At 41.2% G+C, this 19666-nt stretch carries 15 protein-coding genes and 1 pseudogene; 2 read left to right on the top strand and 14 right to left on the bottom strand.

All coding sequences use genetic code 11. From position 1 onward, the window contains the following. Nucleotide 1 precedes the first annotated feature (1 nt). From kduI to AC3WR0_RS07690, 12 genes and pseudogenes are all read right to left on the bottom strand, one after another. Nucleotides 2–832: a 5-dehydro-4-deoxy-D-glucuronate isomerase gene (gene kduI, locus AC3WR0_RS07745; protein ID WP_492551763.1), complete on the bottom strand. Its 831-nt coding sequence runs from the start codon at nucleotides 830–832 to the stop codon at nucleotides 2–4. 30 nt (nucleotides 833–862) lie between these two features. Further along, nucleotides 863–1876 carry a PfkB family carbohydrate kinase gene (locus AC3WR0_RS07740; RefSeq protein WP_492551762.1) on the bottom strand — a complete coding sequence of 338 codons (1014 nt, stop codon included), beginning with the start codon at nucleotides 1874–1876 and terminating at the stop codon, nucleotides 863–865. Then, on the bottom strand, nucleotides 1876–2526 hold the full coding sequence (locus tag AC3WR0_RS07735; protein ID WP_492551761.1) for a bifunctional 4-hydroxy-2-oxoglutarate aldolase/2-dehydro-3-deoxy-phosphogluconate aldolase: 651 nt from the start codon (nucleotides 2524–2526) through the stop codon (nucleotides 1876–1878). The genes AC3WR0_RS07740 and AC3WR0_RS07735 overlap by 1 nt, the downstream gene beginning before the upstream one ends. A gap of 40 nt (nucleotides 2527–2566) precedes the next feature. Further along, nucleotides 2567–4060 (bottom strand): UxaA family hydrolase, encoded by a 1494-nt coding sequence (locus tag AC3WR0_RS07730; RefSeq protein WP_492551760.1) that lies wholly within the window; start codon nucleotides 4058–4060, stop codon nucleotides 2567–2569. Continuing rightward, nucleotides 4057–5538 carry a tagaturonate reductase gene (locus AC3WR0_RS07725; RefSeq protein WP_492551759.1) on the bottom strand — a complete coding sequence of 494 codons (1482 nt, stop codon included), beginning with the start codon at nucleotides 5536–5538 and terminating at the stop codon, nucleotides 4057–4059. The genes AC3WR0_RS07730 and AC3WR0_RS07725 overlap by 4 nt, the downstream gene beginning before the upstream one ends. A gap of 79 nt (nucleotides 5539–5617) precedes the next feature. Further along, nucleotides 5618–6613: a LacI family DNA-binding transcriptional regulator gene (locus AC3WR0_RS07720; RefSeq protein ID WP_492551838.1), complete on the bottom strand. Its 996-nt coding sequence runs from the start codon at nucleotides 6611–6613 to the stop codon at nucleotides 5618–5620. 79 nt (nucleotides 6614–6692) lie between these two features. After that, on the bottom strand, nucleotides 6693–8129 hold the full coding sequence (gene uxaC, locus AC3WR0_RS07715) for a glucuronate isomerase (RefSeq protein WP_492551758.1): 1437 nt from the start codon (nucleotides 8127–8129) through the stop codon (nucleotides 6693–6695). Nucleotides 8130–8546: 417 nt separating this feature from the next. Next, nucleotides 8547–10325, bottom strand: a complete 1779-nt coding sequence (locus tag AC3WR0_RS07710; RefSeq protein WP_492551757.1) for a glycoside hydrolase family 28 protein — start codon at nucleotides 10323–10325, stop codon at nucleotides 8547–8549. A gap of 508 nt (nucleotides 10326–10833) precedes the next feature. Beyond that, nucleotides 10834–11731, bottom strand: a pseudogene (locus AC3WR0_RS07705) (aldo/keto reductase). A gap of 138 nt (nucleotides 11732–11869) precedes the next feature. Beyond that, a complete protein-coding gene (locus tag AC3WR0_RS07700) occupies nucleotides 11870–12586 on the bottom strand; it encodes an SDR family oxidoreductase (protein ID WP_492551756.1) in 717 nt (238 codons plus the stop codon). A 212-nt stretch (nucleotides 12587–12798) separates the two neighbouring features. Further along, entirely contained in the window at nucleotides 12799–13758 is a 960-nt protein-coding gene (locus AC3WR0_RS07695; protein ID WP_492551755.1) for a D-2-hydroxyacid dehydrogenase family protein, read from the bottom strand. Nucleotides 13759–14004: 246 nt separating this feature from the next. After that, the gene (locus AC3WR0_RS07690) at nucleotides 14005–14559 is read right to left on the bottom strand and encodes an O-acetyl-ADP-ribose deacetylase (RefSeq protein ID WP_492551754.1); all 555 of its coding nucleotides are present in this window, start codon (nucleotides 14557–14559) and stop codon (nucleotides 14005–14007) included. Between the two features lie 230 nt (nucleotides 14560–14789). Here AC3WR0_RS07690 and AC3WR0_RS07685 point away from each other — a divergent pair, with 230 nt between their 5' ends. Continuing rightward, nucleotides 14790–15587, top strand: a complete 798-nt coding sequence (locus tag AC3WR0_RS07685; protein WP_492551753.1) for a formate/nitrite transporter family protein — start codon at nucleotides 14790–14792, stop codon at nucleotides 15585–15587. A 164-nt stretch (nucleotides 15588–15751) separates the two neighbouring features. Here the strand turns inward: AC3WR0_RS07685 and AC3WR0_RS07680 are convergent, their stop codons facing one another. Beyond that, the gene (locus tag AC3WR0_RS07680; protein ID WP_492551752.1) at nucleotides 15752–17773 is read right to left on the bottom strand and encodes a prolyl oligopeptidase family serine peptidase; all 2022 of its coding nucleotides are present in this window, start codon (nucleotides 17771–17773) and stop codon (nucleotides 15752–15754) included. Between the two features lie 104 nt (nucleotides 17774–17877). Here AC3WR0_RS07680 and AC3WR0_RS07675 point away from each other — a divergent pair, with 104 nt between their 5' ends. After that, nucleotides 17878–18633 (top strand): N-acyl homoserine lactonase family protein, encoded by a 756-nt coding sequence (locus AC3WR0_RS07675; protein ID WP_492551751.1) that lies wholly within the window; start codon nucleotides 17878–17880, stop codon nucleotides 18631–18633. A gap of 89 nt (nucleotides 18634–18722) precedes the next feature. On the opposite strand, the gene AC3WR0_RS07670 is transcribed toward AC3WR0_RS07675, so the two are convergent. After that, entirely contained in the window at nucleotides 18723–19643 is a 921-nt protein-coding gene (locus tag AC3WR0_RS07670) for an MBL fold metallo-hydrolase (RefSeq protein WP_492551750.1), read from the bottom strand. Nucleotides 19644–19666: the final 23 nt, after the last annotated feature.

Raw genomic sequence — 19666 nt, 5'->3', positions numbered from 1 at the left:
ATTATCGCAATTCTTCCATTTTCACATGGTCCATGTCGCTGTAAGTTATGTTTTCTCCGCACATGCCCCAGATAAAGGTGTAATTGCTTGTTGCTGTACCAGTATGAATGGACCAGCTTGGGGAGATGGCTGCCTGCTCGTTTTTCATAACTAAATGCCTTGTTTCGTCAGGCCTTCCCATAAAGTGGAATACACGTGTATCCGGTTCCATATCGAAATAGAGGTAAACCTCCATGCGGCGTTCATGAGTATGGCATGGCATGGTGTTCCATACACTCCCTGGGGAAAGCATTGTAAGTCCCATTTGGAGCTGCGAACTCTCACACACATTAGGATGGACATACTGATAAATTTTGCGCTCATTCAAGGTCCCTGGCTCGCCAGTTTCTAAAGGTGTAATCTTGTTGATATCGATTTTTACTGTTGGATAAGAATGGTGTGAAGGAGTAGAGTTGATATAGAATTTGGCAGGATTATTACTATCCTTCGAACGGAATCTTACATCCCTTATGCCTTTTCCTACGTATAAACCATCCCTGCCTTGCATGTCATATTCAGTTCCATCGAGGATTACCATTCCTTCGCCGCCGATATTGATAATTCCAAGCTCCCGGCGCTCAAGGAAGTATTCAACTCCTAATTCCTTGTCGAGTTTTATTGTTAGCTCTTTTTCCGCAGGAGTAACGCCGCCAAAAATCATACGATCATTATGTGTATAGGTTAAATGGATCCTTCCGGCCTCAAATAGGGTATCAACAAGAAATTCTCTTCTTAAATCATCCGTAGTATATCTTTTCATATCCTCAGGGTGGATTGCATAACGTGTTTCCATTCACATTTCTCCTTTGTACTGAAAAATTTTTTAACGAACTATTTTGCCTGATTCGGTATTGATAAAGCCGGCCACCTCATCTTTTGAAAAAACATTGCAATCGCCATGAACTGTATGCTTTAAAGCAGAAGCGGCGGTTGCAAAAGAAATGGTTTGCTCTGGCTCCCATCCTTCTAGAATCCCAGTCAAAATACCTGCAGCGAATGCATCCCCGCCGCCGACACGGTCGACAATCGGTTCAATTTGGTGGACCTTTGACTGGTATAGCTCGCCATTTGCAAAAAGATTGCCCTGCAGGTCGTTACTTGAAGCTGATTTCACACTGCGAAATGTCGAGCTGATATACTGGATATTCGGATATTCTTGCGAGAACTTTTTATAAAAGTACTTCAGTTCTTCTGTCTGTGAAAGCGGCTGATTTGGTGAAGCCATGCCGAGCAGATGAATGGCATCCAATTTTCCAAATGAGCAAATGTCGATGTATGGAAGCAGCGGCAGGATTGCCTGGCCAGCCTCATACTGGCTCCATAGCTTGGCACGATAGTTAAAGTCAAAGCTGGTTTTGACACCATACTCCTTCGCTTTTTTTAGTACGGAAAGAACAAGCTCCCTCAGCTCTGAGGATAGGGCCAAAGTGATTCCTGATACGTGAAGCAATGAAGCATCCTTTAATACTTCTTCCAACCTGATTTCCTCTGCGTTCATTTGCGAAAAGCTAGAGTACTTCCTGTCATATATAACCTGCGGGCTTCTTTCTCCTATGCCCGTTTCAAGATAATACGTACCAAGGCGCTCCCCGCCCTTTAACAGAAAATCTGTATGCACACCATTTGACCTTAAATGCCTTTCGACTGCTGTTCCTAAATGGTTCTCAGGCACCTTACTGACAAAATAAGAATCGAAACCGAAGTGAGAGAGGGAAACAGCGACGTTTGCCTCTGCTCCTCCATAATTTACCGTTAACTCATCTGCTTGGGCCAGTCTTTCTCCCGAAGCTGTCGAAAAACGAAGCATGATTTCCCCTAGAGTGACAACCTTTTTCATTACAATCCCTCTCTTGCTTCCTGAACTTTTTCAACATATTGCCTTGCTATTTCGGTTATTTTTTCAAATTGACCGGTTTTGGCTGGAGCGACAAGATTTCCTCCTACTCCAACAGCTACGCAGCCATTTTTAATCCACTGCGCGGTATTCTCTAGGCTGACTCCGCCGGTAGGCATAATATTTACCTGAGGAAGCGGGGCTTTTACCGCTTTTACAAACTCTGGCCCAAACGCGTTCCCTGGGAACAGTTTTAAGATATCTACACCATATTCGAGTGCGGTTTTCATTTCAGTAATTGTCATACACCCAGGCATATATGGAACCTGGTATAAATTGCAAAGCTTTGCTGTGTCTTTGTCAAAAGCGGGGCTGACAATAAACTGAGCTCCTGCCAGGATCGCGATTCTAGCAGTCGCAGCATCAAGGACAGTACCTGCCCCAATTACGACCTCGGCCTGGTCGGAATAATAGGAAGCAAGCTCCCGGATAACCCCTTCTGCCCCCGCAATTGTGAAGGTTACTTCAATCCCCATAATGCCGCCTTTTACACAGGCATCCGAAATCTTAACTGCTTCTTCCTTTGAGTCAGCTCTGACAACAGCTACTACTCCACAATCTGATAGTCTGGTTAATACCTTTAATTTTTTCATGTTTGCCTCCTTTGGCTGGCATTTCATATATTTAATAGAGTTAAAGAGTTACCCCGCTTTTAAAAATTGAGATTTCTCTAAAGTCATTTTTTTCATTGTTAACAAATTCGCCGCTTGCTACCTTAATGATATAATCAATAAAATCTTGTGTTACCTGCGTTTCTGATACCCCATCTTCAAGGAGAATTCCTGCATTGAAATCAATCCAATGCGGCTTTGCCTCATAAATTTGGGTGTTGGTTGAGATCTTCATAGTTGGAACAAAGGTTCCAAATGGCGTTCCACGACCTGTTGTAAAGAGAACCATCTGGCAGCCTGCAGCACCAAGTGCCGTCGATGCAATCAGGTCATTCCCAGGAGCGCTTAGAAGGTTAAGGCCATTCGCCTTTAAAACCTCGCCATATTTTAAAACATCAACAACAGTGGAAGTTCCCGCCTTCTGCGTACACCCGAGCGACTTATCCTCCAAGGTCGTGATTCCCCCTGCCTTGTTGCCTGGTGAGGGATTTTCATAGACTGGCTGCTCATGCTGAAGGAAATAGTCTTTAAAGTCATTGATTAAATCGACAACTTTATGAAAAACCTCTTCGTTTGCAGCGCGTTCCATTAAAATGGTTTCAGCACCGAACATTTCAGGAACCTCTGTTAATACTGTTGTCCCTCCCTGGGCAATCAGGTAATCGGAAAATCTTCCCAGCAGAGGATTGGCTGTAATTCCTGAGAATCCGTCGGAGCCGCCGCACTTTAAACCAATCTTAAGCTCTGACAGCGGGATGTCTTCCCTTTTGTCATTTTTAGCATTTTCATAGATTTCCATGACCAGCTTGAAGCCTTCCTCAATTTCATCCGAAACCGCCTGTGACACGAGGAATTTGACTCTTCGTTCATCCACTTTTCCAAGTGCTTTTTGGAACGCAGGCAATTCGTTATTTTCACAGCCGAGTCCGAGAACGAGCACTCCTCCGGAATTCGGATGATTTACGGCATTCAGCAGAATCTGCTTCGTGTTTTCATGGTCATCTCCCAGCTGAGAACAGCCGTAGCTATGCTTCAAAACTAGTACATTATCAAACGGGGCAATGTCCCCTACGTGCTTCTCAAATCGTTTTATGATTTTTTCTGCTATTCCGTTTACACATCCAACAGTTGGCACAATCCAAAGTTCATTACGGATTCCGACACGTCCATTTTTCCTTTTGAAGCCCTTAAAGGTTCTATTTTCATTCTCATAACGAATCTCTGTATTAACAGGATTATAATGGTATTCCTCGGTCCCGGATAAATTTGTTTTGGCGTTGTGGGTATGGACGATTTCACCCGCTGCGATTGGGTTTATTGCGTGACCGATTGGATATCCATACTTAACAATATCCTCATGTTCCTTGATCTCTTTTAAGGCAATTTTATGTCCTCGATATATATCCTCTTTCAACTGAACAATGATTCCGTTTACATTTAATTGTGTGTCTTTTTTTAAATCCTTCAACGCAAGGACAATGTTATCTTTTTCATTGATTTGGAGAAAATCCTTCATTTAAACCCCTCCTGAAAAATAGCCGTATCCATTAGTTCTTTTAGGGCCAGGGCGATTCCATTTTTATGAATACTTTGGAGGTTTTCAGAAACCCCCTCCGAAAGATTCGGAACCTCTGCAAGATCCATTCCCCATAGTGTCTGTTCACTAAGAACCTTTTTGGACAATTCACCGAAATCAGATTCACTGTTGTCAAATTGCTCCCAAAATGTCTTAAAGTATTCCAATACCTCCGGGCTGTCCTGAAGGGCAATATCCTCCTGGCCACGTTTGCCACGATAAAAATAAATCAAAGAGCTTAGGGCAAAAACCATCCGTTTTGGAAGGGCATTATATTTATTCACATAATCCAAGAGTGCAGGAAGATTTCTTGCCTGGAACTTCGATATGGAATTTAGAGAAATACTCATCAAATAGTGTTTGATATATGGGTTCGCAAATCTGCTAAGCACTTCGTTAGCATAAGTTGTAAGTTCTTCCTTTGGACCTTCCAATGTAGGGATAATTTCATCCGAAATGAGGCCTCTGATAAATTGACCAACCTCCGGATCATTTACAGCTTCTTCAACTGTGTCGAGTCCATATAGGTAGCCCACTGCAGTCATTGCAGTATGGGCGCCATTTAAAATTCTGACCTTTCTTGTACGGAAAGGAGCCAAATCATCTACAATCAGAGTGTTCAGACCCGTTTCTGACACAGGAAGCTCCTTTTTTAGCCATTCGGGGCCTTGAATGGCCCAAAGGTGGTATTGTTCTCCCACGACCAACAAATCGTCTTTATACCCGAGTTCAGCCGTTTTTTCATCCATTGTATCTTCCGGAAATCCGGGAACAATCCGGTCCACCAGGCTGGAGCAAAAAGTATTGGCATTTTCGACCCAGTCCGTAAATCCCTGTCCGAGGTCCCATTCCTTTGCATATTGAAGAACAATTTCCTTCAGTTTTTCACCGTTGTTTTCAATGAGTTCACACGGAATGATAATGCAGCCTCTCTGTTCGTCACCGCTAAAAGCCTGAAAACGATAATAAAGAAATGCTGTCAGCTTTCCCGGAAAACTTTTCTGCGGACGATCTTCCAATTTATCTTCAGGATTAAAAGCAATTCCTGCTTCTGTCGTGTTGCTGACAATAAAGCGCAGTTCTTCCTTGCCAGCCAATTCGATATAATCCTGATAGTCCGTCTGTAAATTAATCCCCCTGCTGATGGAGTTGATGACCCTATGTTCATTCACTGGTTTCCCATCTTTAATCCCCTGAAGGTAAAGGGTGAAAAGTCCATCCTGGCGGTTGACCCTTTCAATCTTCTCAGATCCCCTCGGCTGAACAACGACAACACTTCCGTTAAAATCGGTTTTTTCATTTAGTACCTGAACCTGCCAGTCCACGAATCCCCTTAAAAAGTTGCCTTCTCCGAATTGAAGGATCCTTTCAGGGTAATGACGAAAATCTGGGCAGATCTCTTTATTTAATAATTTCATAATCAACTTCTCCCTTCGCCATTCATTTGTGCACACGTTAACATTTTTCTGCAGAAACCCACGAAGGATTTCATGACATCTAGATTTTTTTAACGGAGTCCCTTATAACAAGTTCTGTTTTTGCAAAAATCTTTTCTGCTTCCTGATGTTTCCCGAGCACAAGAGAAAGAATTTTTTTTGCCCCATAAATGCTAATTTCTTCAACAGGCCTCTTGACAGTTGTCAATCTTGGAGATGTGTACTGTGTAAAGCCTATATCGTCAAAACCAGCAACAGATATGTCCTCAGGAACCTTTAACCCTTTTCCGAATATCGCTTTCATGGCACCGATGGCCATATCATCATTCGAACAGAAAACAGCAGTAGGAGGTTTATCTAGTTCCAGAAGCTTCTCCATGGCAAGATAACCGCTTTCCACATCATAGTTTCCTTGTACGGAATAAGAACCTTTTATCGGAATATCCCGCTCAACTAATGCCTTAATATAGCCCTCTTTACGTTTCTGGGATGACTTAAAGCTTGGCGTCCCTTCAATGATCGCTATATCCCGGTGTCCGCAGTCAAGCAGATAATCCACTGCCTTCCGGGCACCGTCTTCATCGTTGCTCAAAATATTAATAACCTGTTCTTCTTCTACTTCCCGGTTAAGAACGACAAGCGGGATTTCCTTTTGCAGAACATGATAAATGAATTGATTATCCTGTACACTTTGGCTCATTAAAATGATGCCGTCGAATCTTTGGCGATTAATACTAGAAAAATCCTTATAATCATCAATCCCGCGGATGAAAAGATTATAATCCTGACTAATCACGCTGTTAACACCTTTTATCGTATCTGCAAGAAAGCTTGAGGATGTCCCCTCACTTATGCTCGTTAAGAACAAACCTATTGTATGCGACTTTTGCATAACAAGGCTTTTTGCATTTACATTTGGTGTATAGTTCAGCTGTTCGGCAAGCTCAAGGATTTTCCTTTTAGTTGGCTCTTTAATCAAAGGGCTGTTATTAAGAGCCCTTGATACAGTTGTATGTGATACATTAGCCATTTTAGCTATATCTTTTATCGTAACCATCATTTGATCTTCCTTTTTCGCTGCATATTATATGGATTCATTATATCGTAAATCCTGCAGCTCTCCACTTGAAAATGGCTTACTTTGCTGAAAGCTGGCCAGAAGTCTCAGGGATTTCAAAGCCGAAATATTCCTTGGCATTGTAATAGGATATACCCTGGACAATTTTGCCGAGCAACTCCATATCTTCAGGAACTTCACCGTTCTCGACCCACTCCCCAATCAGGTTGCAGACAATCCGGCGGAAATATTCATGCCTTGTATAAGAAAGAAAGCTTCTTGAGTCAGTCAGCATCCCGATGAACTGGCTAAATAGACCAACATTTGACAGGGCCTTCAATTGATCTAACATTCCTTCCTTTGTATCATTGAACCACCATGCCGTACCAAATTGGATCTTGCCGGGAGTTTTTCCGTCCTGGAAACTGTTGATGATGCTGGCAATAGTAAAATTATCCCCTGGATTTAATGAATAAAGAATGGTCTTTGGCAGCCTGTCTGCCTGGTCAAGTGCATCGAGAATCCGTACAAGAGGCTTGGCAATCTGATCATCATTCATAGAGTCATATCCTGTGTCAGGGCCCAATTGCTTAAACATTTTAGTATTATTATTCCTGTGAGCATTAATATGGAATTGCATCGCCCAGCCAAGTTCACCATAGAGCTTTCCTAAGTGAATGAGGGTATAGGTCTTAAATTTCTTTTCGTCCTCAAGGGAAACATTTACACCGGTTAAGCGTGCTGCAAAAATCTCAGAGACTTCCTCCAGGGATGCTTCCTCGTACACCATGGAGTCCAAAGCATGGTCAGACACCCTGCCATCGTTTTCGTGGAAAAAGCGGACCCTGCTCTCAAGAGCCGATAAATATTCGTTATAACTTTTAATGGTTAGATCGGAAGCTTTCTCCAGCTTACCAACCCAGGCAAGAAAGCCCTCACGGTTTATTTCGAGCCCTTTGTCCGGACGGAATCCAGGAACGACACTAACAGGGAAATCCTTTTCTTGTTTTAACAATTGATGATATTCCAAGCTGTCTACTGGATCATCAGTCGTACAAATCACCTTTACATTGGATTTAACGATTAATTCCCTGACTCGGAAGTCATCGCCATTTAGCTGCGCGTTAACCTTCTCCCAAATTTGCGGAGCACTTTCCTCATTGAGAATGTCATAAATCCCAAAAAAGCGCTGAAGCTCCAAATGTGTCCAGTTGTACAGAGGGTTGCCGATAGTCATTGGCACTGTCCTTGCCCAAGCCATAAATTTCTCATAATCGCTTGCTCCGCCGGTTACATAATCCTCCGTTATTCCATTCGCCCTCATAGCTCTCCATTTATAATGGTCACCATAAAGCCAGGTATCGGTTATATTTTTAAATTTTTTATTTTCATAGATTTCCTTTGGACTCAAATGGCAATGGTAATCAATGATCGGCATATCCTTTGCATATTCGTGATACAAACTGACAGCGGTTTCATTTTTCAATAAAAAATTATTACCCATAAAAGCAACCATGTTTTACACCATCCTATTATATAATTTGTGAACGTTAACAATGTTCTTGTTTTTAGTCTAACAAATCAGAATTTGATTGTAAACAAAAATGTTAACGTTAACATTTTTCTGCTTGTTGAATAGAGGCTGGCTTTTGTAGAACAAACCTAGTATTGTAGATTGGCACTTCATTTTTGTAGAACCGGCTCTCTCTTTTGTAGATTAAAGCTTTCTTTTTGTAGATTAGGGTTTGGTTTTTGTAGATCAAATCTAGTAATGTAGATTGGTCCTTTGTTTTTGTAGAATCACTTCCCTCTTGTGTAGATTAGCCCTTACTTTTTGCAGCTTGTAAAACTCGAATTGTGATTAAAACAAAAAAAACGTATTCAGAAACGGGAAACCGTCCTGAACACGTGTTTTTTTATATGAACCTATTAATTACTGAATAATTTTAAGATTTTCATATATGCTGCCTGGCTGGAACATTTCACCATCGTTTATGTTTACATTTTCCATCGTAATGTTCTTTACGTATTGGAAATACAGAGCTTTATTAGCATGAACTGTGACGTTTTTCATTACTAGGCCATCAACCGGACTTTCTTCAAGGCCTTGGAAGAAGGAAGCTTCTTGGGCTCCTTCACAATTGATATTCTCAATTGTGATATTTTTGATAGAAGGTGTTGTTTCATCAATTATCCCTGTGTAAGGAAGCGGAACTCCATTAGATGTATAGTTAGAGTTAATATTGAATGCATCGCCAGCAATATCTTTCATTATGATATTGTCAAATGTAAGATTTTCAATGGTGCCGCCACGTCCGCGGAGGGTTTTCATACGAATACCAATATCGGTTCCGTCAAAGATGTCATCTCTTGCTACAACGTTTCTTACGTCACCGGACATTTCACTGCCGATTGTAACGCCGCCATGTCCGTGTCTCATAATATTGTTTCTGATTTCGATGTTTTGGCTTGGTTTTCCAATTTGGCGGCCTTCAGCATCTTTACCAGATTTAATCGCGATAGCGTCATCACCAACATCAAATGTAGAACCAAAAATCTTTAAACCATCAACAGAATCAGGATCAACTCCATCAGTGTTTGGTGCATCAACGGGGATAGCGGGGTTTTTAACGTTTACACTATCAATGACTACATCATTACTGTATAAAGGCTGAATTGTCCAGGATGGTGAATTCGTAATCTTTAGGCCCTGAAGGAGAACATTCTCAGAATTCATGAATTGAACTAATCTAGGCCGAGCAATTTGTGAAGCTGGATTGGTTGCTTTCGGATTATCCCACCATAGTCCCATGTTAAAGTATACAGTTGAAGTACCACTTGTATCAGGATCATATTTTCCATTGTTATAGTCATATGTTCCTGCTAGGTTTACCTTTTTATAAGGAAAACCAAATTCATCGGTTCCGTTTGCTTTCTCAGCTTTAATTGGGCCCGCATTTCCATCAACCGTTCCTTCACCAATGACTTTAAGATTTTTAACACCTTGGGATTGAATCAAGCTTTGATAAGAGTTGAATGTAGTTCCTTCCCAACGGTCTTGGATAACTGGATAGTCAGCTTTGTCGCGACTTCCAAGGAGGGTTGCATCCTTTTGAATTTCGAATGTCATATTGCTTTTTAAACTTAAAGGAGCGGAATAATATGTACCTGCAGGAAGTACTACAAGACTGTTTGCACTAGCAGCTGCCGCATCAATGGCTGCTTGAATGGCGGCGGTATCTTTTGTAACACCATCACCTTTTGCTCCAAAATCTTTAACATTAAATACTTTACCTAATACATCCGTTCTAACATTTACATGCGCGCTCTCGTTAGAATGATTTCCTGCAGCATCTTTAGCCACAACCTTGAAACTATACATTGTATTTGGTTTCAAGTCTTTTATGGTAAAGTTTGTCATAGCCATTCCATATTCATTTGGTGTTGAGCTTCCGACTAACTTACCATCCGCAAAGATATCATAGGATGCTATTCCATTGTTATCAGTAGACTTATCCCAGATAAGGCTTATAGATTTATATGTTGATGCATAGGCATTTAGATGAATAGGAGCCGTTGGGGCCTTTTTATCGACCGACACTTGTTGTGAAGAAGCTGCTGCTGTGGACGTGGATCCATATGGCAGGAATGTAGAGCAACCCAGAGCAAGACTTAGTGCTGCTATTGAATAAACTTTCTTCTTTAATTTCATAAAACGCCCTCCTAATTTTATGTTACTTAATTTTGTGCAATTTTCGTTCGGAATATATTACTCTATCACCATCCTCACTCAAAAATGTTAACGTTAACATTTTTAGGGTCAGCTTAAATTGGTAGTCCAGTAAAATATTAATATTTTAAAACTTTTTAACCAACCAGTTATGAAAACGTTAACATTTTACCTTTCTTTATTTTATCCTATATTTTTTAAACTTCAATTAAAAAGTTAGATAATTTAGAAAAATGGGACTTTACTACTAAAACCGCTCCGCTAATATAGATGCTATTTAAAAATTTTTCACAACGACTGCTAATTTCCGCTCACGGCGCTCACTTTTCACCCCAATCTACAAAATCAAAAAATCACCAAATTGCTTTAATACAACCTTAAAAACAAAAAATGACGTATGCCAATTCATACGTCATTTCTAGTATCGTTTATTGAGTAAGCATAGATTAAATGCTAATAAACCTGCAGCCTTATCAAATATAATCTATACTCAAATCATATCCAAAGGAACTTTTTTTGACGGCATCGGAAATACCTGATCAAGTCTATTCAGATCCTCTTCTGTTAATTCAATCGTTGCCGCTTCCGCATTAGCGAGCACATGTGCTTCTTGAACCGCTTTTGGAATAGCAATACAATTGCTTGAACGGATTGTCCAGGCAAGAGCGATTTGTAGAGGCTGTACATTGTATTTTTCTGCAATTTGTTTAATGGTTGGATCGGTGAGCAGCTGTTTTTAACGATCCTCCCTGAGCTAGAGGGCTGTAAGCCATAATTGGCATTTTATTCTCTTGCTGCCATGGCAAAAGATCATAGTCAATCCCCCTCGAACCCAGATGGTAAAGGACTTGATTTGTCACACAGTTTTTTCCGTTAGGAGTATTCCTTAACTCTTCCATATCAGCGGTATCAAAATTGGAAACTCCCCACCTTACTATTTTTCCATCCTTCCGCAGTTTTTCCATGCCTTCAATCGTTTCTGCTAGTGGAACACGGCCTCTCCAGTGCAAAAGATATAGATCTAAATGGTCGGTTCCCAATCGTTTTAAACTGTTTTCACACGCTTTTTCAATCATATCTAAACCCGCATTATGAGGATATACTTTCGATACTAAAAAAACTTCATCTCTGCGTCCTTTAATTGCCTCACCTACAACTAGTTCAGCCCCGCCATCTGCATACATTTCCGCCGTATCTATAAGAGTCATGCCTAAATCTATTCCGAGCTGTAAAGCTTTGATTTCCATTTCTTTCAGCTGAGGTTTCTCTCCCATGTTCCAGGTTCCTTGTCCTATACAAGGCACAGAAGTTCCATCATGAAATGTTACAACACGGTTTTTAATGGCCGTTTTTATGTTTGCTAATTTCTTTTCGTCCTGCAAACTCATTCATAATCAACCCTTTCTAATTTGTGTAATGGGTATTACGAATTTTGCTCAAACATGGTGCTGGTTACAGATTTTTAATAAGGTGGCCATACCCTCTCCCTATAACCACCTTTTTTTAATAGGAAACTAAATCTTCATTTAAACCAAATGGGCTCCTCCATCAATTACAACGACTGTTCCTGTTGTAACTCCATTTTTTGCTAAGTAAACATAGGATTCTGCTACGTCCTGAGGCTGGGCAATGCGCCCAACCGGAAGCTTCTGTGCGATACCGCTGAACATTTGCTCGCGCTGTTCTTCCGGCATTCCGGCGTAAACGGGAGTATCAACGATTCCTGGTGAAACTACATTTACCCTGATAGGAGCCAGGTCTATCGCAAGTCCCCGGGCCAATCCATCAATTGCTGAGTTTATCGCGGCCAAAGTAGTCGCACCCATAGATGGGCGGATACCATATACACCAGAGGTTAACGTGATAGAGCTCTCATCTTTTAAATACGGTAGTGCAGCACGGACGGATATATATTGTCCCCAAAACTTACTGTCAAAAGCTTCCTTTGCACTGGCTACCGCTAATTCGCTAAAGTGACCCATAGCACCTTCTCCTGCTGTTACCACAAGATGATCAAATGCACCCACTTTTCCGAAAAACTCCGACAGCTTTTCCTCACTGCGAAAATCGATTTCATATCCTTCTACAGTTCCCCCAAGCACTTGTTTTGCCTCGGATAGCTTTGAAGCAGAACGGCTGGCAATAACCACTTGAGCTGATTCATCAAGAAATGCTTTGGCAACAGCCAATCCAATACCAGAAGTACCTCCTAAAACAACCACGCGTTTTCCTTTTAACGTCATAATAAAGCCCTCCATTCATTAGTTAGCCATTTGGCTATAATTTAGTTATTTTTCCTAAAATATAGAATCGTTATGTATGGTCGTCTTGCTGTCCCTGCTTTGTTTAGCACATATTACCGCTGATTATAAAAATTAACACGTAAACTGCTTTCAAATTCAAAATACTTTACCATAAGAAAGCGCCCCTGTACGGAGCTTTAATGAAATGGATTTTATTTTAATCTTCTAATAGGCTCACCCGATAGAAAAGCCTTTATATCTTCTAAAGCATGCTGATAAAAAGTGGAGTAATTTCTTTGTGTTACGTACCCTAAATGCGGTGTTGTGAGAACATTGGGCAGCTCCCTTAATTCGTCGTTATACGGTAAAGGTTCGTTTTCAAACACATCGAGTCCGGCACCTGCGATCCAGTTATTGCGGAGGGCCTCATTTAAGGCCAAATTATCCACGATCGCTGCCCTGGATGTATTGATTAGATAAGCAGACGGTTTCATTCTTTTTAATTCCTCTTTACCTATTAGTCCCCTTGTCCGGTCACTAAGAACAAGATGAATGGAAACGAAGTCGCTTGTTTCTAGCAGCTCCTCCTTCGATGATGCCAAACGAACACCTAGTTCATCAGCTTGAAATTTGGACAAGTTCTGACTCCATGCCAAAACACCCATCCCAAAAGCCTGACCAACACGCGCCACCCGGCTTCCGATTTTCCCCAGCCCCAACAGACCTAGCTTTTTCCCGTAAAGGTCTCTCCCAACCGAGCTTTGCCAGGGCCCATTGTTTCGAATTGCCTGATGTTCAGGAACGATATTCCGGGCAAGGCCTAGGATTAGTGCCCAGGTCAGCTCCACAGGAGGCTCGGAATTACTGGCCGTTCCACAAACAATCACTCCCAGTTCCGATGCTGCATTCAGATCAATGGATGAATTTCTCATGCCAGTCGTAATCAGCAATTTCAATTTCGGTAAACGTTTTAGTACCTCTGCAGGAAAAGCAGTTCGTTCCCGCATAATGACTAAAATTTCATAATCCTTTATATGATTGACAAGGTCATCCTCATTATGAAAATGCTGAGTAAAAGTGTTTACCTCTACTTTGTCTGAAATGGATGACCAGTCCGCCATAGACATGGCAACATTCTGATAATCATCAAGTATCGCACAACGAAGTTTCAAAATTATTAAGCCTCCTTTTTCGCCTGACCGAACCGCCTGTGAAAATACCAAGCTACTAATAATAGGAATAACCAACGATTTTTGACCATAAGTCTCTAGTAAAACAATTTAAAAGTGAACAGTTCTCCCTTCCCTCACTGTTTCATAAGCACATTCAATCAGACTGTAAGGGAAATCGCAGCATCAATATCAAATTCATGTATGTACATGCCAGGCACCGAGTAATGCTAAATGAATCAATTCACGTCACTTCCCTAACACCTTATTTAACGCCATCTCATATACCATGCAATCATTTTTAGAAAATAAGACCATGACGACTTCTCCGAACTGCCGCTTTTTTAAAAAGTTCGTAATCTCCCTCATGGCGATAAAAGCTGCCTGTTCCACCGGGAAACGATAAACTCCCGTTGAGATGGATGGAAACGAAATACTTCTTAACCCTTGTTTTGCTGCTATCTGCAAGGAATGTTGATAGCACCTGGACAAAAGTTCTTCTTCATTATTTGTACCTCCACTCCACACAGGCCCGACTGTATGAATAACAAACTTAGCAGGAAGATGATATCCTTTCGTGATTACCGCCTCTCCGGTTGGTAAATAATTGCCGTTTAAAACCTCACTGCGAATCTGTTTGCATTCTTCAAGTAATTCACTTCCGGCCGCCCGGTGGATCGCTCCATCTACCCCGCCTCCTCCTAAAAGAGTTCCATTGGCTGCATTTACAATGGCATCCGTTGTTTGTATTGTAATATCGCCGATTATAAGCTCCAGGCTATTTCCGTCAATCTCGACCTTCATTAAATTCCCCACCCCATTCTTCTTTTTAAATACATATTACCCAAAAACATGATTATAAGCTCCTTTTACCAAGCGTAGAATGATGTACACTGAAACGGCGACTATAGAAAGAGTGAATTGGGTATATATTGGAAAGAATTGCTTTAGGCTGATGAATTCCTTATGTACAATGTAATAAGCAAATGAAATATAAATCCTGCTGGTGGACAATCTATAAACCGGGTGATTATATGGAAACGAAACTATTGCTTGAAGTCGAAAAACTTGCGTTGAAAAAGCAGAAAATCTTTCAGCAAAGCCACCTCCGCTACATTTTACGAAGTATGCTAGCCAGTATGTTTATTGGCTTTGGTGTCATTGTTGCGTTTAAAACAGGGAATTTCTTTTATTTGGTTGAATCCCCTTTTGCGTATCCAATGGCCGCCTTAACCTTTGGAGCTGCGATTATTTTAATCGCCTTTGGCGGCGGGGATTTATTTACGGGGAACACATTTTATTATACGTATGCAGCTTTGCGAAAACGAATGAAGTGGTCCCAAGTCTTTAAACTTTTGTTTTACAGTTATATTGGCAATATTCTTGGTGCAGTTCTATTTGCTCTCTTGATTTACTCTACTGGTTTATTTGAAGCACCCGCTTCGACTACCTTCTTAATGACAGTAGTCGACCATAAGCTTCATGCTCCTGTTTCACAGCTATTTTTCAGGGGAATTCTCTGTAACTGGCTTGTTTGTCTGGCTTTCTTTATCCCGATGGCCTTTAAGGAAAGCGGAGCCAAGATGTTTTCCATGATGCTGTTTGTCTTTTGCTTCTTTATTTCGGGATATGAACACAGCATTGCCAATATGTGCTCTTTTGCGATCGCACTGGTTCACCAGCACCCCGAAACCGTTTCATTTATGGCTATCCTTCGCAATCTGGTACCTGTTACGATTGGGAATCTGATTGGAGGAGAATTCATGATGGGGATTATGTACTATTACGCGAATAAACCATTCTTGTCGGAAATAGAACAGCATGAAGAGTAATAAGTTGTACTTATCCTAAAATAACCATGGTTAAAAGCTCTGATTAACAAATCAGGGTTTCTTTTAGGTTAAAGATCAGTATAAGCCTCTGGGAAGTAAGTGGATGAAAAATAACATTATAAAAAAAGCTGATCCACGCCTCAACGTAAACCAGCTTTTTTCTCTTATACTAACTCTCTATCTAAAAATGCGTAAAAGTCTACCCACTCGTCAATCACTTTGGATGTAGGCTTTCCAAGACCGTGTCCTGCTTTTGCTTCCAGACGAAGAACAATGGTTGATTCAGGATCAGCTTTTTCCAATAAAGTAGCAGCGAATTTCTTCGCATGGGCTGGTACCACTCGGTCGTCACTTTCAGCTGTCGCGATCAGCACTGGTGGATACTTTTGCCCTTCTTTAATGTTATGCAATGGTGAGTATTTATAAAGGGACGGGAACTGCTCAGGATTCTCCGCACTTCCATACTCAGAAATCCAGTACCGTCCGATCGTAAATTTATGATAACGCAGCATATCAATAACCGGCACCCGGCAAATAACCGCTCCAAAAAGGTCCGGACGCTGAACCATACACGCGGCCACGAGAAGGCCTCCGTTAGAGCCGCCCATAATGGACAGCTTGTTTTTGCTGGTATAGTTTTCTTCTATTAAATATTCACCAGCCGAAATAAAGTCATCGAATACATTTTGCTTTTTATCCAGCATTCCAGCCTTGTGCCATTCCTCGCCGTATTCGGAACCGCCACGCAGGTTAGCTACCGCATAGATTCCGCCTTTTTCAAGCCAGCGTAAAATCGCAGGATTAAAGCCAGGTGTCATGCTGATATTGAAGCCGCCGTAGCCGTATAAAATCACAGGGTTTTCTCCGTTTAGCGGAAGGTCTTTTTTCATTGTTAAAAACATAGGTACCTTTGTACCGTCTTTAGAGGAATAGAAAACCTGTTTCGTTTCGTACTGAGATGTATCTACCTTGAGTTCAGACTCAGCATACACTTCAAGCTCAGCATTTGAAAAATCGTAACGGTACACAACAGTTGGACTCAAGAAGGAAGTCATGCCGAAAAACATTTCGGTTTGGTCGTGTTTGCCGGACCAGTCAGTGAGTGAACCGATTAAGGGAATATCAATTTGTTTATCAAAACTGCCGTCTTCATTGTACAAGCGAAGCTTATTATAGGCGTTACTTAAAAAGGCGACAACAAACTGCCCATTAATAAACTTAACCGCATATATCACATCTTCTTGCTCGCCCACAATTTCCTTCCAATTCTCTCTTGAAGGACTTTCAATATCGATAGCAATGATTCGGCCACGAGGAGCATTTAGGTCTGTTTTAAAATAAAAAACTGAACCTTCATTGTGAATATAAGTATATTCAGCATCCTGCTCATCTAGTAAACGAGTAAATTCATCAGACGAATCTATTTTTTTCAAATAGAAACGATTTTGCGCAGCCGTTCCGTGGTTAACCTCAAGATAGATGTATTGATCATCATGGGTTACAAATGAGGTAAACATCAGTTCCTTGTTTTCCGGCTGTTCATAAATGAGTGTATCTTCACTTTGAGGAGTTCCTAATTTATGAAAATAGATCTTACTATAATTTCCTGACTCCTCCTCACTTACGGTTCCTGGTTCCGGAAAGCGGCTGTAAAAAAAGCCAGAATGATCCGGTGCCCATGATAGAGAAGTGAATTTCACCCACTGAATATGATCCCCTAAATCTTCGGCACTCTCTACTTCTCTTACAAAAAGCTCCTGCCAGTCGCTGCCGTTTTTAGAAGTGGCATAAGCAAGATAACGGCCATCGCCGCTAAAGGAAAAGTTCGTCATCGCAACTGTACCATCGTCGCTTATTTTATTCGGATCAATTAAAATAGAATCCTTTTCTCCATTATTCTTATAAAGAATCGCCTGGTTTTGCAAACCGTCATTTTTCTGGTAAAAAAGTTTGCCTTTTACCCTTTTTGGAACGAAAAGCTTAGGGTAATTCCATAAGTCAGTCAGTCTTTCCTTGTCTTCTTCCCTTGTTGTGGTGTCCTGGAAATAAGCCTCACACTTTTCCCCTTGCTCTTTTCCCCACTCCATCGTTTCTTCACTATTTGGTTCTTCGAGCCAGCGATACGGATCTTCAACCTTCGTTCCATGAAAATCTTCTACTATATTACTTTTCATAGTCAATTTCATTTTTTTACCCCCTTTTTTATGGATATTTCGACAAACGAAAGGAAAATCCTTTTTATAACTAGAATATTTAAAAGAAAAGATTTTGAATTATAGGAGTGTTCTTAATGGCGATAAAAAAATTATCATTATTACCAGCTGGCCGCTGCCAGGTCGATGCTGTTATTCTTGACACCAGACTAGAGTTTGGACAGCAATCTGTCAGTCTACCTATTTGGGTTTATTTAGTGGAAACAACAGATGGCCCTATTCTTATTGATACTGGAATGCCGGCTTCTTGCGTGGAAAGTCCAACAGGATTATTTGGTGGGGATGATGATGGGTCTATTGTTCCGAAAATGCAGAAAGAGGATACCATCCTCGAAGTTCTCAACCGTAAGGGCTATCAGCCTGGTGATTTAGCTTGTGTGATTAGTTCTCACCTGCATTTTGACCATGCGGGTGGCAATGAGCTATTTCCGAATACAGACATTGTGATCCAAAAAGCTGAGTTTGATGCTGCAATGACGGAACCTGGTTATTTGGATATTTGCAAACGGCCGACTCTAAATTACAAGGTAGTAGATGGAGACATGGAACTCGTTCCCGGGATTCAGCTGCTATCTACTCCAGGCCATAGTCCGGGGCACCAGTCGGTCCTGATTCAGACAAAGGAATCCGGTAATCTCCTTTTAACCATCGATGCGTCCTATACGAGAGAAAATTTTGAGAAACTCGTCCCCTTTGCGGTAAATAACCAAGACCAGGCACACTCGTCTATTTTAAAGTTAAGAGAGATTGCCTCAACGGAGAAGGCGAAAATCTTTTTTGGCCATGACATCGGGCAGGAAAAGGAATGGAAAAACCAATTAGTGATTTATTAAAAGGAAATCTCCTTGCGATCATATTCGTACCTTCTTTTTCTATCAATGAGAATTTCCCGAAATTTAACAGGACCGGTCACAGGGGACACTTACTGTCCCCCCATGACGGTTTCCCCAATATCTAAAACCTTTAATTTTTCCTTCGGCAGCTGTTCTTTTTCCCAGGCCTGATATAATCGCTCCAATGCTTCTGGGCCAGTATCGTCAGCCAATCGGTAGGCACCATAATGCATCGGCACAAATACCTCCGCATTTAGTTCTTTAAAGGCAGTGACACTGTCCTCCGGTGAAATATGCGAAACCTTCATAAACCACTCCGGCTCATACGCCCCAATTGGCATAAATACGGTATCGATTGTAAACCGATCCCCAATTTCCTTAAACGCTGAAAAGTAACCGGTATCCCCAACGAAGTACAAGGTTTCCTCAGGAGTTTGAAAGACCCAGCCGCCCCAATGGGAAGTATTAATATCGGTAAGGGTCCGTCTTGTCCAGTGCTGAGCCGGAACAAAATGAAGCTGAATCCCTTCAAATTCCGTATGATCCCACCAGTTCATTTCCTTCACACGGTCATAACCCTTTTTTCGAAAAAGTGAACCTAACCCGATAGGAACAAAATACTGAGGGTTACCCTTTAATTTTTTCAAGGTGGGGAAATCTAAATGATCGTAATGACCATGGGAAATGACGACGATATCGATCTCGGGCAGTTCAGATAACGCCATTCCTGGCTCCGTTAATCTTTTTTGAAAGCCCATCCTCTTTGCCCATACCGGGTCCGTTAAAATATTCAGCCCGTCTAATTGAATCAAAAAAGTAGAATGGCCAATCCAGGTGTAGGACGTTTTCGTACGGTTTTCCCTAACTTCTGTTATTATTTTATTGGCAGCTTGGGGAATATTTATGGTAAGGTCTTTTACCTTACTTTTTCTTTCCTTCATCCATTTCCGCATATCTTTAAATGACTTTTTGTTATCAACATTGTTTAAATTAGAATATCTCGTCTTCATGAGTTCACCTATCTCTATATATT

This window comes from Neobacillus sp. FW104-15D2 (assembly GCF_058790155.1).
This window is presented reverse-complemented; position numbering and strand designations above follow the sequence as displayed.

What these genes read in the sequence shown, in the direction of transcription:
- kduI (WP_492551763.1), bottom strand. Translation starts at nt 832, where the DNA reads ATGGAAACACGTTATGCAATCCACCCTGAGGATATGAAAAGATATACT.
- AC3WR0_RS07740 (WP_492551762.1), bottom strand. Translation starts at nt 1,876, where the DNA reads ATGAAAAAGGTTGTCACTCTAGGGGAAATCATGCTTCGTTTTTCGACA.
- AC3WR0_RS07735 (WP_492551761.1), bottom strand. Translation starts at nt 2,526, where the DNA reads ATGAAAAAATTAAAGGTATTAACCAGACTATCAGATTGTGGAGTAGTA.
- AC3WR0_RS07730 (WP_492551760.1), bottom strand. Translation starts at nt 4,060, where the DNA reads ATGAAGGATTTTCTCCAAATCAATGAAAAAGATAACATTGTCCTTGCG.
- AC3WR0_RS07725 (WP_492551759.1), bottom strand. Translation starts at nt 5,538, where the DNA reads ATGAAATTATTAAATAAAGAGATCTGCCCAGATTTTCGTCATTACCCT.
- AC3WR0_RS07720 (WP_492551838.1), bottom strand. Translation starts at nt 6,613, where the DNA reads ATGGTTACGATAAAAGATATAGCTAAAATGGCTAATGTATCACATACA.
- uxaC (WP_492551758.1), bottom strand. Translation starts at nt 8,129, where the DNA reads ATGGTTGCTTTTATGGGTAATAATTTTTTATTGAAAAATGAAACCGCT.
- AC3WR0_RS07710 (WP_492551757.1), bottom strand. Translation starts at nt 10,325, where the DNA reads ATGAAATTAAAGAAGAAAGTTTATTCAATAGCAGCACTAAGTCTTGCT.
- AC3WR0_RS07700 (WP_492551756.1), bottom strand. Translation starts at nt 12,586, where the DNA reads ATGACGTTAAAAGGAAAACGCGTGGTTGTTTTAGGAGGTACTTCTGGT.
- AC3WR0_RS07690 (WP_492551754.1), bottom strand. Translation starts at nt 14,559, where the DNA reads ATGAAGGTCGAGATTGACGGAAATAGCCTGGAGCTTATAATCGGCGAT.
- AC3WR0_RS07685 (WP_492551753.1), top strand. Translation starts at nt 14,790, where the DNA reads ATGGAAACGAAACTATTGCTTGAAGTCGAAAAACTTGCGTTGAAAAAG.
- AC3WR0_RS07680 (WP_492551752.1), bottom strand. Translation starts at nt 17,773, where the DNA reads ATGAAATTGACTATGAAAAGTAATATAGTAGAAGATTTTCATGGAACG.
- AC3WR0_RS07675 (WP_492551751.1), top strand. Translation starts at nt 17,878, where the DNA reads ATGGCGATAAAAAAATTATCATTATTACCAGCTGGCCGCTGCCAGGTC.
- AC3WR0_RS07670 (WP_492551750.1), bottom strand. Translation starts at nt 19,643, where the DNA reads ATGAAGACGAGATATTCTAATTTAAACAATGTTGATAACAAAAAGTCA.